General features: G+C 66.0%; 14 protein-coding genes and 2 pseudogenes. 5 read left to right on the top strand and 11 right to left on the bottom strand.

Annotated features, from left to right (window positions below; genetic code table 11):
- The first annotated feature begins 869 nt into the window (after positions 1-869).
- Positions 870-1,286 (top strand): DUF1801 domain-containing protein, encoded by a 417-nt coding sequence (locus WS91_RS20450; RefSeq protein WP_038753179.1) that lies wholly within the window; start codon positions 870-872, stop codon positions 1,284-1,286.
- Between the two features lie 48 nt (positions 1,287-1,334).
- On the opposite strand, the gene WS91_RS20445 is transcribed toward WS91_RS20450, so the two are convergent.
- A complete protein-coding gene (locus WS91_RS20445) occupies positions 1,335-1,751 on the bottom strand; it encodes a cupin domain-containing protein (RefSeq protein WP_059670886.1) in 417 nt (138 codons plus the stop codon).
- Positions 1,752-2,205: 454 nt separating this feature from the next.
- Positions 2,206-2,688: a MarR family winged helix-turn-helix transcriptional regulator gene (locus WS91_RS20440; RefSeq protein ID WP_038753175.1), complete on the bottom strand. Its 483-nt coding sequence runs from the start codon at positions 2,686-2,688 to the stop codon at positions 2,206-2,208.
- A 551-nt stretch (positions 2,689-3,239) separates the two neighbouring features.
- Between WS91_RS20440 and WS91_RS20435 the strand changes: the two genes are divergently transcribed.
- On the top strand, positions 3,240-4,136 hold the full coding sequence (locus tag WS91_RS20435; protein WP_059670885.1) for a helix-hairpin-helix domain-containing protein: 897 nt from the start codon (positions 3,240-3,242) through the stop codon (positions 4,134-4,136).
- Here WS91_RS20435 and WS91_RS20430 read toward each other — a convergent pair.
- From WS91_RS20430 to WS91_RS20415, 3 genes are all read right to left on the bottom strand, one after another.
- Entirely contained in the window at positions 4,106-6,943 is a 2,838-nt protein-coding gene (locus tag WS91_RS20430; protein WP_059670884.1) for an AMP-binding protein, read from the bottom strand. The genes WS91_RS20435 and WS91_RS20430 overlap by 31 nt on opposite strands.
- A 386-nt stretch (positions 6,944-7,329) precedes the next feature.
- The gene (locus WS91_RS20420) at positions 7,330-7,551 is read right to left on the bottom strand and encodes a hypothetical protein (protein ID WP_038753207.1); all 222 of its coding nucleotides are present in this window, start codon (positions 7,549-7,551) and stop codon (positions 7,330-7,332) included.
- A gap of 122 nt (positions 7,552-7,673) precedes the next feature.
- A complete protein-coding gene (locus tag WS91_RS20415; RefSeq protein WP_156432417.1) occupies positions 7,674-8,393 on the bottom strand; it encodes a hypothetical protein in 720 nt (239 codons plus the stop codon).
- Positions 8,394-8,647: 254 nt separating this feature from the next.
- Here WS91_RS20415 and WS91_RS20410 point away from each other — a divergent pair, with 254 nt between their 5' ends.
- Complete coding sequence (locus WS91_RS20410) at positions 8,648-9,286, top strand: response regulator (protein ID WP_059670883.1); 639 nt, start codon at positions 8,648-8,650, stop codon at positions 9,284-9,286.
- Positions 9,287-9,668: 382 nt separating this feature from the next.
- Positions 9,669-10,157 (top strand): annotated as a pseudogene (locus WS91_RS33890) (transposase); the annotation flags it as partial.
- 196 nt (positions 10,158-10,353) lie between these two features.
- On the opposite strand, the gene WS91_RS20400 reads toward WS91_RS33890, so the two are convergent.
- Genes WS91_RS20400 through WS91_RS33885 form a run of 5 tightly spaced genes read right to left on the bottom strand, consistent with a single transcriptional unit; the run spans position 10,354 to position 16,226 of the window.
- On the bottom strand, positions 10,354-11,466 hold the full coding sequence (locus tag WS91_RS20400; RefSeq protein WP_059670882.1) for a Rieske 2Fe-2S domain-containing protein: 1,113 nt from the start codon (positions 11,464-11,466) through the stop codon (positions 10,354-10,356).
- Between the two features lie 24 nt (positions 11,467-11,490).
- Entirely contained in the window at positions 11,491-13,191 is a 1,701-nt protein-coding gene (locus WS91_RS20395; protein WP_059582754.1) for an NAD(P)/FAD-dependent oxidoreductase, read from the bottom strand.
- 58 nt (positions 13,192-13,249) lie between these two features.
- Positions 13,250-14,335 (bottom strand): monodechloroaminopyrrolnitrin synthase PrnB family protein, encoded by a 1,086-nt coding sequence (locus WS91_RS20390; protein WP_059670881.1) that lies wholly within the window; start codon positions 14,333-14,335, stop codon positions 13,250-13,252.
- Positions 14,335-15,951, bottom strand: coding sequence for a tryptophan halogenase family protein (locus WS91_RS20385; protein WP_059644478.1), 1,617 nt, complete (start codon positions 15,949-15,951; stop codon positions 14,335-14,337). The genes WS91_RS20390 and WS91_RS20385 overlap by 1 nt, the downstream gene beginning before the upstream one ends.
- The gene (locus WS91_RS33885; RefSeq protein WP_156432416.1) at positions 15,948-16,226 is read right to left on the bottom strand and encodes a hypothetical protein; all 279 of its coding nucleotides are present in this window, start codon (positions 16,224-16,226) and stop codon (positions 15,948-15,950) included. The genes WS91_RS20385 and WS91_RS33885 overlap by 4 nt, the downstream gene beginning before the upstream one ends.
- A 611-nt stretch (positions 16,227-16,837) precedes the next feature.
- Between WS91_RS33885 and WS91_RS37470 the strand changes: the two are divergent.
- Positions 16,838-17,125, top strand: a pseudogene (locus WS91_RS37470) (transposase); the annotation flags it as partial.
- Between the two features lie 159 nt (positions 17,126-17,284).
- Here WS91_RS37470 and WS91_RS20380 read toward each other — a convergent pair.
- Positions 17,285-17,884 carry a LysE family translocator gene (locus tag WS91_RS20380; protein WP_059670880.1) on the bottom strand — a complete coding sequence of 200 codons (600 nt, stop codon included), beginning with the start codon at positions 17,882-17,884 and terminating at the stop codon, positions 17,285-17,287.
- Positions 17,885-18,361: the final 477 nt, after the last annotated feature.

Below are 18,361 nucleotides of genomic sequence, written 5' to 3'. Positions count from 1 at the left end.
CAAATCGGCAGCATGATTGCCTCGGACGTTCCACTTAAAAATCTCAGAAAACTGTCCGAACGAGTGAGGCCACCTCTATGAGAGCCGTCGGCCACCATGCGAGCGCAGCGCAGCCACGACAAGGCGCAGCGGCGCTGCACGCGTCGCCGCCGCACGCTTCAGCGGCAGTTCGCGCGCCGCCGTCTGCAGTGTTCGCGGCTCAAGCGGGCGGTGGAATCGAGATCGCCGGACATCGAATGCGCAACCGCGACGAGCGACTTGCGACGATCGCCGTGGTGCACGCGGTCTTTTCTGATTCGGCCCGCGTGATTCACGCGTGCAGAAGCGCGTGCGCAATCAGTCCTTCCGCTTATCGCGCGATGGCGAAGCTGTCCGTTCGCCCGCGTTGGGCCGCGTTGGGCCGCGTTGGGCCGCGTTGGGCCGCGTTGGGCCGCGTTGGGCCGCGTTGGGCCGCGCGCCTCGTTCGACGGGCGAGGAAACCGTATCGCGGCCGCCTTCCACCCATTTCGCGGCCATTTCGCGGCCATTTCGCGACGATCTGTCGGCAATTTCCCGCCCATTTTTCGATGATTGCGCCGGCAACGGCGTCACACCGCCCCCGCACGCCCTGTCGACGAAACCCGGCGCGCTTCGCGCCCGATAAACGAATGTCGCGCGGCCGTGCCGAGGATCGCGTATCGTGACGGACGCGCCGTCGACCGCCGAGCCGCATTCGCCGACGCCGCCGTCCGGGCGGCGACAGCGCCGATGACCATGAGAGCGCGTCGGCCGAACATGCCGCGGCAGCGAGACGAAGGCGCCCAACGCCGCGACCGCAACGCAAGATCGCGCCGAACGCCCAAGAGTCCCGACGTCTTCAGGAGGAGAACATGAAGAAGACCGATTCGACGGAAAGCCCGTCGGCTTCCGAGCTGATCGACAAACGGATCGCCGAGCTCGGCGACTGGCGCGGCGACGCCTTGAGCCGGGTGCGCGAGCTGATCCGCGACGCCGCCCCGGACGTCGCCGAGGAATGGAAGTGGATGGGCACGCCCGTCTGGTCGCGCGACGGGATCATCTGCACCGGCGAATCGTACAAGTCGATCGTGAAGCTGACCTTCGCGAAGGGCGCGTCGCTGGAGGACCCGGCCGGGCTCTTCAACTCGAGCCTCGACGGCAACGTCCGGCGCGCGATCGACATCCACGAAGGCGAGGCGCCCGACGCCGACGCGTTCAAGGCGCTCGTGCGCGCCGCGATCGCGCTCAATGCGGCCGGCCAAAAAGCGAAGGCCAAGCGCGCGAAGTAGGCAGCGCAAGCCGCGCGCGCCGCTGCGCGCCCGCCCGCCGCGCAAGCGTCACCGCAGCGTGCTGCTCAACCTGCGGACGACCTTGTGCACGAACAGCACCGGCTTCGGGATATGCGGGCGCAGGATCGCATGCTTGCGCACGTACTGCGGCACGTGCCACTCGGCTCGGCTGCCGGCGTGGAACAGCGCGGCGTCGCCGGCGCGCAGCGTGCGCGGCGCCTGGCCTTCCGAGGTGACGATCACTTCGCCTTCGATCACGTGAATGGTTTCGTCGCAGTCGAAGTGCCAGTTGAAGCGCCCCGCGGTGCAATCCCAAACCCACATCGACGTCGTCGAGTCGGGGCTGCGCGACCACTGGCCGCTGCGCGCGACGGGATTGCCTTCGAGAACCCAGGCCGGATTGATGGGGGACGGCTGCAATACGACGTCGTCCAATCGTACGGCCTCGAAAACGGGACGGGACATGGATCTACCTTGGCTGCGGTTCGATTCGCGGATGGTGAGAAAACGCGGCGGCCGGGGGCGGCCGATCCGTCACCGGACGCGCCCCCGAAAGGGCCGACGGCAGCCATTTTGTGAGATTCGATAGGTCAATCGCAAGAAATAATTCGGTGATTTGTATGAAATTAACAAGACATTGCATGCACGGGAAGCCGCTCGCTCGCAACGCAATGATTCTGAATGATTTTTTCAGCGGAAGATCGGCGCTCGATGCGCTGTCGCGCCGCGCAACGATGCCGCGGCAGCGCCGGGACGCGCGCTTCAGCGGCGCGCGACGGCAGCTCGTGACCAACAGCGGAAAACCTCGCCGATGCGGCGGGGCCCGACGCAACTCGACGCAACTCGACGCGGCGAGGCGGCAAGACAGTTCCGGCCGTCGAAGCAACTCGATTCGGCCAACGAAAGCGCGCGACGCGAATCAGCCGCGCAGATTGCGCACGAAAATCTCGAGCCAGCGCTGCGCCGCTTCGGCGTCGGCGTGCGGCACGCCGTCGAGCATCCGGCTTTCGAGCGGCCGCAGCGCGGCTTCGCATTCGCGCAGCATCGCGACGCCGCCGGGCGTGACGCGCAGCAGGATCACGCGCCCGTGATTCGGATCGGCTTCGCGCATGATCCAGCCGCGGCCCGCCATCGCGCTCATCACCTCGTTCGCCGACTGCGGCGTGATGAACGAGCGCTCGGCGACCTTCGCATTCGACGACGGACCGCGCGCCTCGAGCACCGACAGCGCCGTGTACTGCGCGAGCGTGATGCCGAGCGGCGCGAGCGCATCGGTCATGTGGCGGCGGAGCAGCCGGTCGAGATTGCCGATGACGTACGTGAGCCGCTGCGGCGCGCGCGCTTTCGCCGCGGCGCGAGCGGCGTCGGCTGGCTTCGTCGAACGCTTGACGGCGGGCTTCATCGGGCGGCGGGCTCTCGGCGGTGGGACAGGATCGGGCGGTATCTTACCAGCGGCCGCGCACGTCGTCGGCCATCCACGGTGGTCTCCGCCGTTCCGGCCGCCGTCGCGCGCGGCGAACACGTGTATCCGCAAACGGCACGCGGCGTCGCGCCGCGGAATCGCTTCCATCGTGCGTGCGTCGCATCGCGCGACGACGCGCGCCACGAAACCTTCCAACCTCGCGCCGCATGCCGTGCGCGCTCGGATCACACACCATTGACGCGCGTCAATTTCCAGAGCATTCGTTCCGTGAGAATTTTCTGGAGAGCCGACCGATCGCGGCGTGAAGCGATACGCGTGCAGGTACGCGCGCGGGCACAGGCACGGCGCCGCCTGATTCGCCCCGCCGCCTGCGCCCCGACCGCGCTCCCCGCGCTTTCGTCGGACCGCTCGGCGCACGCGGCACGCCGCGCGCGCCGAAACCATGCCGCTCGATCGGGCCGCGCGACGAACGCTCGCGCCGCCCGCCGATGCGGGCCCGGCCCCGCCGCGCAACCCACCGCCTTCGAACGATGCAGACTGCCCCACCCACCGCCGCGACGGACAACCGGCACATCGCGGACCGACTGCTCGAGGCGGCGGAGCTCCTCGAAACGCAGGGCGCCAATCCGTATCGGGCCGGCGCGTACCGGTCGGCCGCCGAGACGGTCGCGAGCCTCGATCGCGACGTCCGCGAGCTGTTCGACGCGGGCGGCATCGACGCGCTCGACGCCCTGCCCCACATCGGCCTCGGCATCGCGCGCGCGATCGCCGAGATGCTGATCACCGACCGCTGGCGCCAGCTCGACCGCCTGCGCGGCTCGGCCAGTCCGACGCTGTCGTTCCAGATGGTGCCGGGCGTCGGCCGCGCGCTCGCCGAGCGCATCCACGAGGCGCTCCACATCGACACGCTCGAGGATCTCGAGCTCGCCGTGCGCGACGGCCGCCTCGCGACCGTCGAAGGGCTCGGCCCGCGGCGGATCGCGGGCATCCGCGCGGCGCTCGAGAGTCTGCTGAGCCGTCGGCGCGGCCGGCAGGCGCTCGTGCGCCGCGCGACGCCCGCACTGGAGCCTTCCGTCTCCGTGCTGCTCGATGTCGACCGGCTCTATCGCGAGAAGGCCGCGGCCGGCGCGCTGCCGAAGATCGCGCCGAAACGGCTGAACCCGCGTCAAGAAGCGTGGCTGCCCGTGCTGCACGCGACGCGCGACGACTGGCACTTCACCGCGCTCTATTCGAACACCGGACGCGCGCACGAACTCGGCCGCACCGCGGACTGGGTGATCCTGTACTTTTACGACAGCGATCACGACGAGCATCAGCGCACCGTCGTCACCGAGACGCGCGGCGCGCTGATCGGCAAGCGCGTGGTGCGCGGACGCGAAGCGCAATGCCGCGCGTATTACGCGACGGACGCGAACGCCGCGCGCTGAGCGCGGTCGTCGCGCAAGTCGGGCTCGCCGCAGTGCGCGAGAATCGCCCCGCGCGCGCGATCGCGAAGCCGCGCCATCGCGCCGAAGTCCTCGCCGTCCGGCAGGATCGGCGCGAGCATCGTCACGGTGATCTCGCCGCGGCGCGGCGCCCATTCGCCGTCGCGCAACACGGCGCGCGCGCCGCTCACGACGACGGGCACCACCGGCCGCCGCGCGGCGCACGCCGCGCGAAACGCGCCGAGGCGGAACGCGGCGAGCCCCGCCGCGCGCGTGAACGTGCCCTCCGGGAAGAACAGCAGCGTTTCGTCGGCGGCCGCCTGCGCGACGAGCCGCGCTTCGTCCTCGACGCTGCGGCCGTACTCGCGCCGCTCGACGAAGCGCGTGCCGAGCGCGCGCAGGAAGCGCCCGACGAACGGCCGCGCCGCGAGCTCGCGCTTCGCGACGAAGTGCGCCGGATACGGTAGCAGCGCGAGCAACGCGACGACATCCAGGTAGCTCGTATGATTCGCGACGACGATCGACGGCCCGGCCGCAAGCGCGTCGGGATCGGCGATCAGGTTCGTGCGCACGTCGGCGAAACGCAGGAACGTGCGGCACGCATACGCCGCGAGCTGCCAGTTGTCCTGAAGATCCTTCCGATACGCGACGAGCGCCCATAGCGCGGGCGCGAGCAGCGCGACGAGCCACCAGCAGTACAGCCCGCGAAGCGCCCGCGCCGCGCGCCGCCACGCGCGCCCGCAGAACGGCGCGACGCTGCCCGCCGCCAGATCGGCGAGCTGCCGCCACGACGCGCTCGCTTGCGGCAGCCGTCCGGCGTGGCGCTCGAACTGCGCGAGCGTCGCGGCATGGCGGATCTTGCCGCTCGGCGTCTTCAGGATGCCGTGCGGCGCGACGATGCTCACCTGCTCGGCGGGCGCGCCCCAGAGCGCGGCCGTCACGTCGTTGACGCTCGTTCGCAGCCGCTCGCACGCGGCGTCATCGGTCGCTTCGCTTTCCACGAGAATCACGACGCGCTCGGTGCCGCTGACGGGATCGGCGCCGCCGCACACCGCGACGCCGCCCGTCACGACGCCCGGCAGCCGCTCGATCGCCTCTTCGAGTTCGTACGGGAAGAAATGCCGGCCGCCGCGAATGATCATGTCCTTCACGCGCCCGGTGACGTACAGTTCGCCGTCGGCGACATAGCCGAGATCGCCGGTATCGCGCCATGCGTCGCGGAACAGGCGCGCGGTCTGCGCGGGATTGCGATAGTAGCCGCGCGTCGCCGACGTGCCGCGAAACTCGATGCGCCCGACCTGCCGCTGCGCAAGCTCGCGCTCGTCGTCGTCGACGATCCGCAGCTCGGTGCCGTCGAGCGGATAGCCGCAGCTCGGCACGTCGAGCGCGTTCGCGCCGCCCGACTCGGGCACCGCGCGGCCGCCCGCGTTGAGCGGCTCGCGCGCGATCCGATCGACGCGCAGCCCGCGCGCGGGAGGCGGAAACGTCAATCCGAGCGTGTTTTCCGCGAGACCGTAGACGGGCGTCAGCGCGCGCGCGTCGAAGCCGCACGACGCGAAGCGCGCGGCGAACGCACGCAGCGTGTCGGCGTGGACGGGCTCGGCCCCGCAGCACGCGAAGCGCAGCGACGACAGATCGAATTCGGTCGGCTCGAGCGCGGCGAGATGACGCGCGCAACGCTCGTAAGCGAAGTTCGGCGCGGCGGTGATCGTGCCGCGATATCGCGAGATCGCGCGCAGCCAGAGCGCCGGGCGCGCGAGGAACGCGACGGGCGACATCACGATCGCCGGGATGCCGAAATAAAGCGGCGCGAGCCACGCGCCGATCAACCCCATGTCGTGATAGAGCGGCAGCCAGCTCACGAGCACGTCGGTCGCGTCGACCCGCATCCGCTCGCCCATCGCGCGGATGTTCGCAAGCAGATTCGCATGACTGAGCATCACGCCCTTCGGCGTGCCGGTGCTGCCCGACGTGTACTGAAGCAGCGCGATATCGCTCTCTGCCGCGCGAAACGGCGGCAGCCGCTCGCGGCCTTCGATCTGCCCGGGCGTGAGCACGTGCTGCAGCGTGCTCACGCGAAGCTTCAGAAGCTGCGCGACCGAGACGGCCTGGCGAAACGCAATCAACGCCTTGATCTGCGCATTCTCGAGAATCGGCACGTGACGCACGACGTGCTCGTCGAGCTGCGCGAGACTCGCGGGCGGATAGATCGGCACCGGAATCGCGCCGCAATACAGGATCGCGGCGAACGCGACGAAATAGTCGAGCCCCGTCGGCAACATCAGCGCGACCGTGTCGCCCGGATCGATGCCGCGCTCGCGCAAGCCGCTCGCCAGATCCGACGCGCGCCGGTGCAGTTCGCCGTAGGTGAGCGGCGTCGCGCTCAGGCCGTCTTCGAGCAGCCGCAAGTGGACGCGATCGGGATGTCGCTCGGCGTGCCAGCGCAACACGCCGATCAGCGTATCGGCTTCGACGGGCCATGCGGCGGCGTCGGCGGCCGGCGTCGGCGGCGCGTCCTCTTCCGGCGCGGCTTGCGGTTGCGCGTGCGCGTCGGCGAGCGCGCGCGCGACGTCGGCGGGCGTCGCCGCGGACGCAAACACGTCGACGGGCAAGCGCACGCCGAACGCGCGCTCGATCCGGTCGAACAGTTCCGCGCGCGTCAGGCTGTCGAAGCCGAGATCGCGCTCGAACTGCGCGTCGAGCGTCGCGCGACGATGACCGTTGCGCTCGCCGTACAGCTCGGCGAGCAATGCGTCGATCAACGCGAGCAGACGCGCCGCGTTGTCGGAGAGGCGGTGCGGGTGTTCCATGCTTGTCGCCCGTTCAATGATCGCAGACGGCGCGCGCATCGCGCGGCGCGTGTCGGCTCGCTTCGTTCGCCCGATGCCGCATGGCCTGGCGTCGCGCGCCGCGCGAATCGCACCGCGCGCGGGCCGTTCTTCACACGGCCAAACGCGCGCTGCGCCGATGATCAGCGTGCGCCTTCGCGCGGCGAACGGACTTGAGTTGCGTCAACGAGCGACGCGAACGCGAATGCACGGCATCGCGCGAGAGATCGCGCACGAAATCGCGCCGCAGCGCTTTGCGCCCGTCGACAACGGCAACGTTCGTCGATCGGCCGGCGCCGCCGTCGTGCGCTGCAACCGTCATCCGGCCATGCGTCTACGTCGCATGCGCCGGAATCGAACGGCCCCGCTCAAACCCTCTGCACGGCCGCCGCCTTCACGCACACGATCCGCTCGAGCAATTCGCGGCCGCGCGACGTCAGCAGCGAACCCGGCACGATCGGCTGCCCTCGGACCGCCGTCATCGCGAGGCCCATTTCGACGAGAGAAACGAATTCCGGGTCCGCCTCGTCGACGTCCTGGGGCGAACGCGCAATGCACAACAGCGTTGAGAATTCATGGGGCGTCAACATGGTCATGTCTCCGGCATCGAGCGACGTCGGCCCGCCTCGGCCGCTCCGCTCTCGCTTCGTCCGCGATCGAAACTGCGTTCCATCGCACTGTGCAAGTCGAGACGGCGAAAGAAAATCGGCAATTACGAGATAAGCACACAGCGTCCGCGCGCCGGGCTGTAGGAATTTTCCGATTCCACTGCGGATTCGATCGCCGAGCGCGCGAAGATGCGCCGCGGTTCGGCAATTCGCGCGGATGCGCCGATGCGAAACGCGAGCGTTTCGAAAACGTTTTCCCCGTTCCGACCCGGGCTCGCGTGCGCGCACGTGTCGCATCCTGCGCCAGGAAGACACGCGAGCCCGTGACGCCTTTCGCCGGGGGCCGCCGCGATCGGATCGGGCGTAAGCGCTTCATTAGCGATTCGTTTTCGGGCGGCCCGAAACGTGTCGACCGTCGTTCGCTCGCACGCGGTGCGCGCAATCGGATCGCCGGGTCGCCTGCGCTCGGCAAACGATGCGCCGCGCAGCGGCTCGCGAGGATCGCCATCGAATGCGCATCGCGCGCTTCTTCGCCCGAGGCCGATCGCATCGAATCGGAAACGGCCGGCGCTCGAACCTCCGTCGCGCACGCGCCCAGTCGTCGTACGGTATGACCAAACCGCAAAGCCGCGCGGCGTAACGTCATCCGCGATTTCACCGATGCGATTGCGTGCGCAACGATCAGGAATGCGTAAGCATGCCGGCATAAGATTGAAACGTGGCGCTCGCGACGGCCACGCGTCCGCCGCCCGGCGGGCGACGATCCCGATGACGTGAACAACACCCCGAGCGGCGTGCGTCGCATCGCGCGCGCGGCCGGGCATCGTCGCCGCCGCGCGGCTTGCGCGAAGCGGCGGCCTCGATTCTTTCAAGCCGTGGCGACCAGTCGCGACGCGCGTGACCGGGCCCGGCGATCGCCGATCGCCGCCCGGCGCGACGCAACGGTCCGGGGAACAAGCGTCCGGAGTTCGGCCGGATCGCCGCATGCGTTCGCGCGCCGTCGCGACGCACGGCGGCGTGCCCGTCGACCACCGGGACACGAAGGCCATAAACAGGTTCGCGCTACGAGGCTTCGCCGATGATCAGGCTGTTGGTGGTGGACCGTCACGCCGTGCTGCGCGACGGCTTGCGACATATTCTCGAAAAATCGGGCGATTTCGCGATCGACGGGGAAGCGGGCGACGCGGCGTCCGCGTTCGAGCTCGTCAAACAAGGCCGCGCCGACGTCGCGCTGCTCGATCAAGACACGCTCGGCCGGGAATGCGTCGACCTGATGCGTCGCATTCGTCAGGCCGCGCCGTCGATGCGCATTCTGGTGATGACCGCGCGCGCCAACCAGCGGCACGCGGCCGACGTGTTTCAGGCGGGCGCGTCGGGCTATCTGACGAAGCAAAGCGGCTGCGACGAGCTGATCGCCGCGCTTCACAAGATCGCGTCGGGCGGCGTGTACGTGAGCATGCGCGTCGCCGAGCAACTCGCGGGGAACCTGCATTCGCCGTCGGGCGCGCCGCCGCACGAGCGCTTGTCGAAACGCGAATTCGAAGTGTTCCGCCATCTCGCGTCCGGCGACACGCCCGTCGAGATCGCGCAGGCGCTCGGGATCAGCGCGAAGACCGTCCGGATCTACAAGGCGCACGTGCTCGACAAGCTGGAGCTGCCGAACGAATCGGCGCTCGTTCGCTACGCGGTCGCGCATCGGATCGGCGATCCGCCGTGAACGCCGCCGGGGCGGCAAGCGCGTGGCGTTATCCGTGCGAAGACCGTTCGGATCTGCCGGGTGCACGTGCTCGACAAGCGGGAGTGGCCGAACGAATCGGCGCTCGTTCGTTGCACGGTCGCGCAAAGGATCGGCGATCCGCTGCGCATGTCGCGGATTCGCGAATCGTGCGGCGACGCGCGGTTCTTCACGTGCGCGGCGCGACACCTCAACTTGTCCGCGATTCGTCTTTTGACGCACCTTCGCCGCAAGACTTCATGTCGCGCGCGACTGCGGCCCACACGAAATTCCGCGCACGCACTCGGCTCTATCAGGCTGTTGAAATTGGATACGGTGTAAACGAGCGCTGTGGGCGGTGCGTTAGAGATATCGTGTTCATGATCTCGAAACGTTCTTTACCGAAGTCATGAGTTTGGCCGACAAGCAAGGGCTGCTCTCCAGAGAACACTTCTCGGTGGATGGCACGCTGATCCAGGCATGGGTCAGCCACGCCGACGGTTTCGGCGAACGCGCGAGTGCATTGCGCCTGCTCGACTGCGTGCCGGGTCGTCACGCCAAGACGCTCGGCGCCGACAAGGCTTACGACATGCGCGACTGCCGAGCGCGTAAGGTGACGCCACACGTCGCGCGCAACGACGCGCATCAAGGCGGCAGCGCGATCGACGGCCGCACCTCTCGGCACGTCGGTTATGGCATTAGCCAAGTGATTCGCAAGCGCATCGAAGAGCACTTCGGCTGGGGCAAGAGCGTCGACAGGATTCGACAGACCGCGTATCGCGGCATCAAGCGAGTCGACCAGCACTTCAAGCTGACGATGCTGGCGAGCAACCTGACTCGAATGGCTCGAATACTGGCAGCGGTGCCCAAGGGGCAATGCGATGAGCCGCCCAAGCGCAGCCGTTGCGCGGCAACGCGCCGGCCGGCCCGCTCGCAAGCGGGGCATCCGGCACGATCCATCGGCAACTCAGCGGCCAATCGCATACGAAACCCTTTTAAACAGTGCTCCGATCGTCAAAACAAGGCGCTTTTCAACAGCCTGCTAGAGCCGCCGACTCACGCATCGCCGCTCACTCGCGGCGGCCCGGTCGAGCGGTCGCCTCGGCGACGCGGTCGACCCAGCCCCGGTAGAACGCGCGGTACTTGAGCACGAGCTTGTCGTACCTGCTGTACGCGCCGCCGCCGTCCGGCTTCATCCCGTTCCAGATTTTGACGTCGTACCCCGCGGCCTGTCTGGTCTGCAACCCGAACAGCACGAAGTCGGTCGCGCGGCGCAGCGCGCCGCCCACCTTCTTGATCGAGATGAGCATGTGCATGACGTTCTTGCCGTCGCTCACCGGCGTCACGCACTGGAGCAGCTTGTATTTGAAGTCTCCGTCCAGCGCGACGGTCATGACGCACCCGCCGGGGTAGCCGTCGAAGTGCAAGTTCATCTGCGACATGTTCAGGCCGAACGCGCGCGACAGCATGCCGAGGGGCCCGAAGTAGCGGTTCACGGTGAAATCGATCCCGGCACCGAACCACGCGCCCGCCCGGGCCAGCGACTCGACCTCCGGCCACTGGCGCCAATCGTCGAAGATCTTGAGCTCGAAGGCCGAGATCGGGAGCGCGTGCACGGGGGTCGCGTGCTGCGCGTCGTAAAAGTTCTCGACGATCCGCAAGACCGCAGTCGTCGTCTCGAACGCGATGTGCAGGTGCATGAAGTCGCCGTTGTCGACGTCGGCCGCGGCGATTTCAGGCAGCGGATGCAGCGGCTGCGGGGAGCCGTACCAGACCCACACATAGCCGTATCGCTCAGCGGTGACCAACGTCGGCTGGCGCGCGCCGCGCGGGACGGGCTCCAGCTGGCGCACCGCCTGGCTGTGGCCGGGGATGTGAACGCACTGGCCGTGCTCGTCGTACCGCCAGTGGTGAAACGGGCACTGGATGCACCCGTCCTTGACCCGCCCGTCGGCCAGGTTCGCGCCGAGGTGCGAGCAGTGGCGGTCCATCACCACGGCCCGCCCGGTCGCGCCGCGCCACGCCACGCACGGACGGCCGAAGAGCGTCAACTCCGTCGGCTTGTCCTTGAGGTCGTCCGAGCGCATCGCGACGTACCAGCTCGCGGCCACGCGCGTGGTCGCGTCGTACGCCCCCGGGGCATGCTCCTTGGTGCCCGCTTGATCCAATTGAACGTCGTTCATCGTTTTCGTGTCGTTGTCGGCCGACTACTTCAGCGCGAGGCCGATGCGGGTCGTGATGTACGCCCTGAGCAGCGCGAACATCGGGTTGTAGTCGAAGTACTTTTTCACCTCTGCCGGCGCGCTGGTTTGCGTCCAGTGCAGCAGCTTCATCGCCGGCAGTAGGCTGTACTTCGAGTTGTTGAGCTGCGGCTTGGCCCCGGTGATGCAGTACCCGAAGCCGAACATCGGCCTGGCGAAGTCTCGTTCGTCGATGAGGGCGTGAATCCGTGCCGCGGCCTCCTCGGCCGGTTTGCGCCCGGCGCTCACGGCCTCGACCTCGGCTTTGGCGTCGTTGAACAACTGGTAGTACCCCTCCATGTCCGCGCACAGGTACCCGAGGTACGGGGGGTTGTTGTCGAGGTGATCGAGGTCGCCCTCGTCGCGCGATGCGCGGAACCTCGCGTGGGCTTGCACGATCCGGAACTGCCCGAGGATCGTGCCGACCGCCCACAGCCTGTGAAACGCGTCCCACAGGCGGAAGTCCGAGAACGCCGTGTAGCAGCAGCTGACGAAGTCGTCGTTGTGGTCCAAAAGCTTCTGCTGCAGGCGCTCGATGTACTCGAAGCGCTCGGGGGAGAAGTCGTCGTCGCGCAGCGCCTTGATGAGGCGCGCCGCGAGCGCGTGGATAGTCACCGCGGTGTTCTCGAGCCCCCGGGAGAAGAGCGGGTCAATGAACCCGTTCGCGTGCAGCATCAGGCAGTAGCGGTCGCCGACGCAGGCGCTCGACGAGAATTGCAGGCGGTCGGTCTTGACCCAGTCGCGCACCGGCACGGCGTCCCGGAACTGCGCCCCGATGCTCGGGAACCGCGCGAGGAACTCGTCGAATTCCTGCTGCGCGGAGATGTCCGTTTTCGGGTAGATACGCGGGTCGAGCTGCAGGCCGACGCTCACCAGGTTGTTGGTCGACCGCGGGTGGTTGTTGAACGGAATCACCCAGAGCCAGCCGCCCGCGAACATGTGGTGCAAGGTCCCCTCGTGCCAGCGCCAGCGCTGCCCCTTGACCTTGAAGATGTCATCGAACGGCTTGACCCCGAGCATGTGCGTGTAGAGGCTGCGCGAGTGCGTCTTGAAGCGACACGGCTCTTCACGGAGCTTGAACTTGGTCGCGAGCGGCGCGCGGGGGCCTCCGCAGTCGATCATGTACCGGCCGGTGAACCGTTCGCCCTGGGCGGTGGTCACCGCGACGCCGTCCTTGTCGGCGTGGTATTCGGTCACGTTCGTCTTCTGGCGGACCGTGCAGCCGTATTTGATGGCGGCCTGCAACAGGTAGGCGTCAACGTCTTGCCGGTAATAATGGCTCTCCGGACCCCACGGCAGCTCGGGAATCACGCACTGCGTGAATTCCTTCGGGTCGTGCTCCTGGCCGGGCTTGTGGAACACGAAGCCGAAGTTGCGCTTGATGCCCGTGCTCGACGCGACGTAACGCTGCGTCGAGTAGAACGACGTGATGCGGTCGAGCTCCGGAATGCCGTAGCGATCGGCGATGATGCGGTTCATGAGAGACGTCTCGGGGATCGACGATTCGCCGATCGTGAACCGCGGGTGCGACGACTCCTCGATGATCAGCACGCGAAACTGTTGGTTGGCCAGGATGGCCCCCATCTGGGTGCCGGACATGCCCGAGCCGAGGATGATCACGTCGAAGTGGTTGCTGTCGCGCCCGTTCGCGGGGCTCTTCTGAGTCATGGGGGCACACTCTCCTTGTGAGATGGAACACATGGCCGCACGCGTCAAGCGTCAGGTGTCAGGGCTCGTCGAGCGCGGCGCGAAGGCGGGACCGCGCGGCACGCGTGAGCGTGAGTAGATCGCCGAGCATGCTGGGCGCGTACCCCCCGCTGCCGATCGTGGGGCCGCTTCGCCCGACTTCGTACGCCCGCTCCGCCAATTTGAGGTGAGGCGCCCGGAAGCGCAGCAGGACCTCGAAGACCCGGTCGAGGGCAGCCAGTCCGGCGCCGACGTGCTCGCCCCGCGCGCCGGCCGCTTGCGCCTCGCCGAGCGCGCGGTCGACGAGCGCTGGCCCCCCGGCGAACCGGGCGTAGACCGCCCTGAACGCGGGAAGCACGTAGGGCAGGTACGTCTCTTTGAATTCTCGATAACCTTGGTGGTCCGATTGCGAACCCCACAGCACGTGCTCCAGCACGAAGAGGGGCATTTCCACGGCACCGGGGCCGAGGTAGCTCTGGCCCCCGACTCGAATCGGTTCGTAGAAGGGGCGGAGCTCGTCGTAGAAGACCTGCACCGAGATAAAGCGGTAAGCGTAAACGATCGATTCGACCATTTTCTGAAGATAGGCCGCTAGCTCGTCGCACCCTTGCGCGAACGCGGGCGACCGCAGGGGCACGTCGGACAGCTCGACGGTCACCGCGATGGCCGCCTCGAGGGCCGCCATCGAGATGCGCACGCTCTCGAGCAGATGCGCTTCGTCGCGCAGCCCGGTGTAGCTCCGCTGCGCGTCGGCCGCCGTGGGGTTCCAGACTGTCACATGCAGGAGCGTCTCGCGCGGCGGCAGGTCGGTCGCGCGCGCCAAGTCGAGCAGCACCGGCTCGAGCCCGGGCACCACGTCCGCGGGCTCGTGTCCGTGCCGCTTGAGCGACCCCAGGAAAAACCCGATGTCCCGCATCGCGGCGGCGGCCTCGACAAAGCCCCAGCCGGAGGGCACGCCACGCGCCGGGAGGAACTCGCGCAACAGGCCAACGATGCCGGGCACGTCCCTTTTACGGTTCAGGCCCGGCAGCTGCAGAACGAGCGAGCGCGCCTGCAGCGAATCGCAGGCCGCCACCGCAGCGTGCGTGGCCGCGAATGCGCATACCCGGTCCAGGGTGCGCTCCACTACAGGATTTCCGGCGCCGCGAGCGTCGGCCCGGGCTGGCTGCGAGACAGCCCCGCGTCGCCCTCACGCAGTGACCGCAGGTAGTCGTAGTTCGTCGGCAGGCTCGTCCGCAGACGCTCGGCCTCGCGCCGGATGCGGGCGAACATCGCCTCAGCCTTATCGATCGACTCCGGTCGGTGCCGCAAGAGCGGCAGCGACCGGTCGGGCAGCATGCCCAAGCCGGCAAAGATGCAGTAGTAGTTTCCGTTCAACCAGAAGTTCTTGAATTCGTAGTCGAACGTTTCGTAGTACGTGGAATCGTCGAACGACGTGGTGGTCAGCGGCAGCCCCGCCTTGTAGCGCTGAACCTTCTCCTTGATGGCGTCCGAGAGCCGCAGGTCGTGCCGGTTCGCGAGCCAGAACGGCGTGTCGTCGCGCGACGTGGTGAAATAGTGCGCCTGGACGAAATCCCGGCAGTCGTCGAACATGTGGACGATCTCGGCGTTGAATGCGTCGGCCAACCGCGGGTCGAACGAGGTATCGGGGAAGTGCTTCACGAGCTGGTAAAGCGCCGCGTAGATGAAGTAGATTCCCGTCGATTCCAGGGGCTCCAGAAAGCACGACGACAGCCCGATCGCGACGCAGTTGTTGACCCACGCCCGCCCGTTGCGCCCGACCCGGAACTTGATCTGGTTGAGCGGTTGCTTGTCCGAGAGGCCCCAGAGGTTGAGGAAATCGGCGGTGGCCTGGTCGCGCGAGGTGAACTTGCTCGAGAAGACGTAGCCGCTGCCGAACCGGCCCAGCATCGGAATCTTCCAGGTCCACCCCGAATTCATGGCGATCGCGGAGGTGTACGGCTCGACCCCCACGCGCGCATCGGCGTTGGGCACGGCGCTGGCGACCGCGCTGTCGCACAGCAGGTAGTCGGACATGTCGATGAAGGGCTCCTTCAGGGCCTGGTTGATCAGGAGCCCCCGCATGCCGGAGCAGTCGATGAACAGGTCCGCCTCCAGCGTCCGCCCCTCCTTGGTGGACAGGCTGGAGATGTAGCCGCGGTCGTTCAGGCGAACCTCCACGACCTCGTCGACCATCTGTTTCACCCCGCGTTCGATCGCCCAGCGCTTCAGGAAGTCGGCCACCAGGTGCGCGTCGAAGTGCCACGCGTGGGACATCTGGCGGGTGCCGTCGGGCAGGCACGGCGCCAGCTTGTCGTCGAGCGCCCCGGGCTGCGGGTAGCAGGCGTACTCCATCGGCTGCTGGAAGCCCTGTTCGCGCTTGCGCAGCCAGTAGTGGGTAAGCGGCACGCCGTCACAGTTCGGCACGCTGCCGAACAAATGGTAGAAGTGATCGCCGCGCGAGCGGTCGGGAGACTTCCTCCAGTTCACGAACTTGATGGCGGCCTTGAACGCGCCGTTCACCTGGGGCATCCACTCCCGCTCAGGTATCCCGAGGAAGTCGAAGAACACCTTCTGCAAACTCGGGATGGTCGCCTCGCCCACGCCGATCCGGGGGATCGCCGCAGACTCGATGAGCGTAATGTTCGCCTGCTGTTGGAGCGCCCGGACGAGGTACGAGGCGGCCATCCAGCCCGCGGTGCCGCCGCCCACGATGACGATATGCTTGATCGGGTTGCTCATGACACGCTTCTCATAGGATTTGAAACCTGAATGGATAGTGCCGCCTTATCGAGCTGAACTCGCAACTCGTCCGGTAACGCGTCATAACGTGTCTGGCTCATCACGACAAATGACACCGGGAAGGCATAGTGAATCGCAGCGAAGTTCGGCAACGCTCCGTGAAAAGACCTTCCAACCGCCCCATCGCCTGACGACAGCACACCGTCCAGCGCACCGGTCCGCAGCGGCGGACGGACTGCCCCCCCCGACAAGGCTGCCTTGCGGGCGCCAGCCACCTCTCCAGGGCCATGGAGGACGTCCCTCTACGCAATATCCGGGCATCCTTGGCTGCATCCCCGGAGTTTGATCTGAGGCTGTTCCCCTCTCGGTTCAAATAGAAGCGAAATCGAACAATGCGAGGCGCTCATCGCATCGGCGGCGCACCGCGTAAGGGATGCCGCATCAACAGATTGACTTGCCGATGCGGCAATCTCCATTAGCGCATCGAGATGCTCGGACAACGTCAGCTTCCCGAGGCTTGCCGTACCATGCACGTAACCTCTCCGATACACCATAGCAGTGTTCACGATGGCACACCTCGCAAAATTTCATATCAACCTCAATTCATCCAGAGAAATACTTAATCCTTAAAAAATATCGACGAATTTTTTCCAAAAAACTATTTTATTTTTCAAAAAAATAAATTCACTTTTTCATTTAAAGCGTGCGTGCCGATGAATTTATTGAATAAAAATGCAAAATGAACATCTAAATTCACAATAAAGAAATAACGTCGACACCATTTTCGAAACAAATATGTCAATCTTTGCTCATTTAGGTGGTCTTGACCTGCTCCCTGCGTTTAGCAGGGTGTTATGAACTTTGCCGCTGATAAGACAGCCAGAGCGTGGCGCTTGCGTACGTGGATCAGGGCTATACAGGCGAAGCGGCTCGTCAGGCAGCACAAAGCCACGGCATTGAGTTGGAGGTGCTCAACCACACCGAGGCCAAGCGCGGTTTCGTGTTGCTGCCCAGACGCTGAGTGGTCGAGCGCAGCTTCTCATGGGCTGCGCGCTTTCGACGCCTCGCGCGCGACGATGAACGCTTGCCTCACACGCTGGCCGGATTCCATTTCCTCGCCTTTGCCTGTCTAATGCTGCCCAAAATCATCGACTTCATTCATCTAGGTTCATAACAGGCTCTAGCAGGCTGTTGAAAAACTACTTTGAGGGGGATCGCAGACGGTTTTCGCGGGTCGTCCACCTCTTCCCGAAGTCGCGCGAGCGGCTTGTAGAGCGTTTACGAGGTCGGAAATTTTCACCCGTAGTCCTCGCGAGAGAATTTCAACAGCCTGCTAGCGGTTGAGTACGGAAAACACCAGCGTGCCCGCGAACATCAACAGCACGACCGACGCACCGCGAAGCAGCGTTCCGGTATGTGTGGCCAGAGATCGGCGCGCCGTCAAGACGCCGCCGATGGTAAGCCACATCGAACCGATCGTCACGGTGAGCGCCGTGAAGACCGCGGTCGAGCAGAGATAGAACGGAACCAATACGAAAGCCTGCGGGGGAAAGATCGCAGTGGCGAACAATAACGCCTTCGGGTTCATGGTCGTCGCGACGAACATGTCGCGAAAGCCGATGGTACCCGACTGGATGTCTTCAAAGCGTGGGCTTTTCCATAGCTGCAGGGCGAGATAGAAAATATAGGCCGAGCTCCCCAGCTTCAGCGCATCGTAAAGCCACGGCCGTGTGGCCGCGAATGTCGCCAGGAAGAAACCCCACAGTGATATCGCGATGCCATAGCCCGATGCCTCTGCAACCAGGAGAGGCGACGATTGCCGGAAGCCGACCTTGATTCCTGAGGACAGCAGCAGGGTATTTGTCGGCCCTGGCGTGGCCAGGACCAGCGAAACGTAGAGTGCCATCTTCAACATCACCTGGAATGTCGGCATCTTGCTTCCTTGGTGTCGATGACGGTCGCCACGCGTCGGGGCGAACTGTCGTATTAGTTGCTAGTCATTCTGCATTCGGGCAGCTGTTGGCGTTCACAATAAGCGCTAGTGGTGCTCAGTAACCATGCTAACGGCGATCAAGCGAAAACCGCCTGGTTTCAAGGGGTTGGAGGGGGAATAGCGCATTTGTCACAGCGTTGCCGTTGTGCAACAAATTGTACGTCGCCGACCCGAATGATGCCGCGCATGGAAATTCCTGCTCCTGATTCAAAGTCGACGCAAACACTGTTACCCAATCACACCGATTTTCGCGCCGCAAAGTAAAGCGGCAATTGCCGCGTGCCTGGTTCAATCGCGCGCCCTGAATCGTTTAATTGGGCCCACTACGATCAGGATGACTGTAAGCGCCTCACGGCGACCGTCGTAGACGAGGGCGAGAAGCGACATCAAAGTGGTGCCCATCATTTTCGATTTGAT

It is taken from the genome of Burkholderia sp. MSMB1498 (genome assembly GCF_001526245.1).
Lineage (GTDB): Bacteria > Pseudomonadota > Gammaproteobacteria > Burkholderiales > Burkholderiaceae > Burkholderia > Burkholderia savannae.
Note: the sequence above shows the minus strand (reverse complement) of the source record. Positions and strands in the feature narration are given on the sequence as shown.

What these genes read in the sequence shown, in the direction of transcription:
- WS91_RS20445 (WP_059670886.1), bottom strand. Translation starts at nt 1,751, where the DNA reads ATGTCCCGTCCCGTTTTCGAGGCCGTACGATTGGACGACGTCGTATTG.
- WS91_RS20385 (WP_059644478.1), bottom strand. Translation starts at nt 15,951, where the DNA reads ATGAGCAACCCGATCAAGCATATCGTCATCGTGGGCGGCGGCACCGCG.
- WS91_RS20420 (WP_038753207.1), bottom strand. Translation starts at nt 7,551, where the DNA reads ATGTTGACGCCCCATGAATTCTCAACGCTGTTGTGCATTGCGCGTTCG.
- WS91_RS20435 (WP_059670885.1), top strand. Translation starts at nt 3,240, where the DNA reads ATGCAGACTGCCCCACCCACCGCCGCGACGGACAACCGGCACATCGCG.
- WS91_RS20395 (WP_059582754.1), bottom strand. Translation starts at nt 13,191, where the DNA reads ATGACTCAGAAGAGCCCCGCGAACGGGCGCGACAGCAACCACTTCGAC.
- WS91_RS20410 (WP_059670883.1), top strand. Translation starts at nt 8,648, where the DNA reads ATGATCAGGCTGTTGGTGGTGGACCGTCACGCCGTGCTGCGCGACGGC.
- WS91_RS20380 (WP_059670880.1), bottom strand. Translation starts at nt 17,884, where the DNA reads ATGCCGACATTCCAGGTGATGTTGAAGATGGCACTCTACGTTTCGCTG.
- WS91_RS20430 (WP_059670884.1), bottom strand. Translation starts at nt 6,943, where the DNA reads ATGGAACACCCGCACCGCCTCTCCGACAACGCGGCGCGTCTGCTCGCG.
- WS91_RS20450 (WP_038753179.1), top strand. Translation starts at nt 870, where the DNA reads ATGAAGAAGACCGATTCGACGGAAAGCCCGTCGGCTTCCGAGCTGATC.
- WS91_RS20400 (WP_059670882.1), bottom strand. Translation starts at nt 11,466, where the DNA reads ATGAACGACGTTCAATTGGATCAAGCGGGCACCAAGGAGCATGCCCCG.
- WS91_RS20415 (WP_156432417.1), bottom strand. Translation starts at nt 8,393, where the DNA reads ATGCCCGGCCGCGCGCGCGATGCGACGCACGCCGCTCGGGGTGTTGTT.
- WS91_RS20440 (WP_038753175.1), bottom strand. Translation starts at nt 2,688, where the DNA reads ATGAAGCCCGCCGTCAAGCGTTCGACGAAGCCAGCCGACGCCGCTCGC.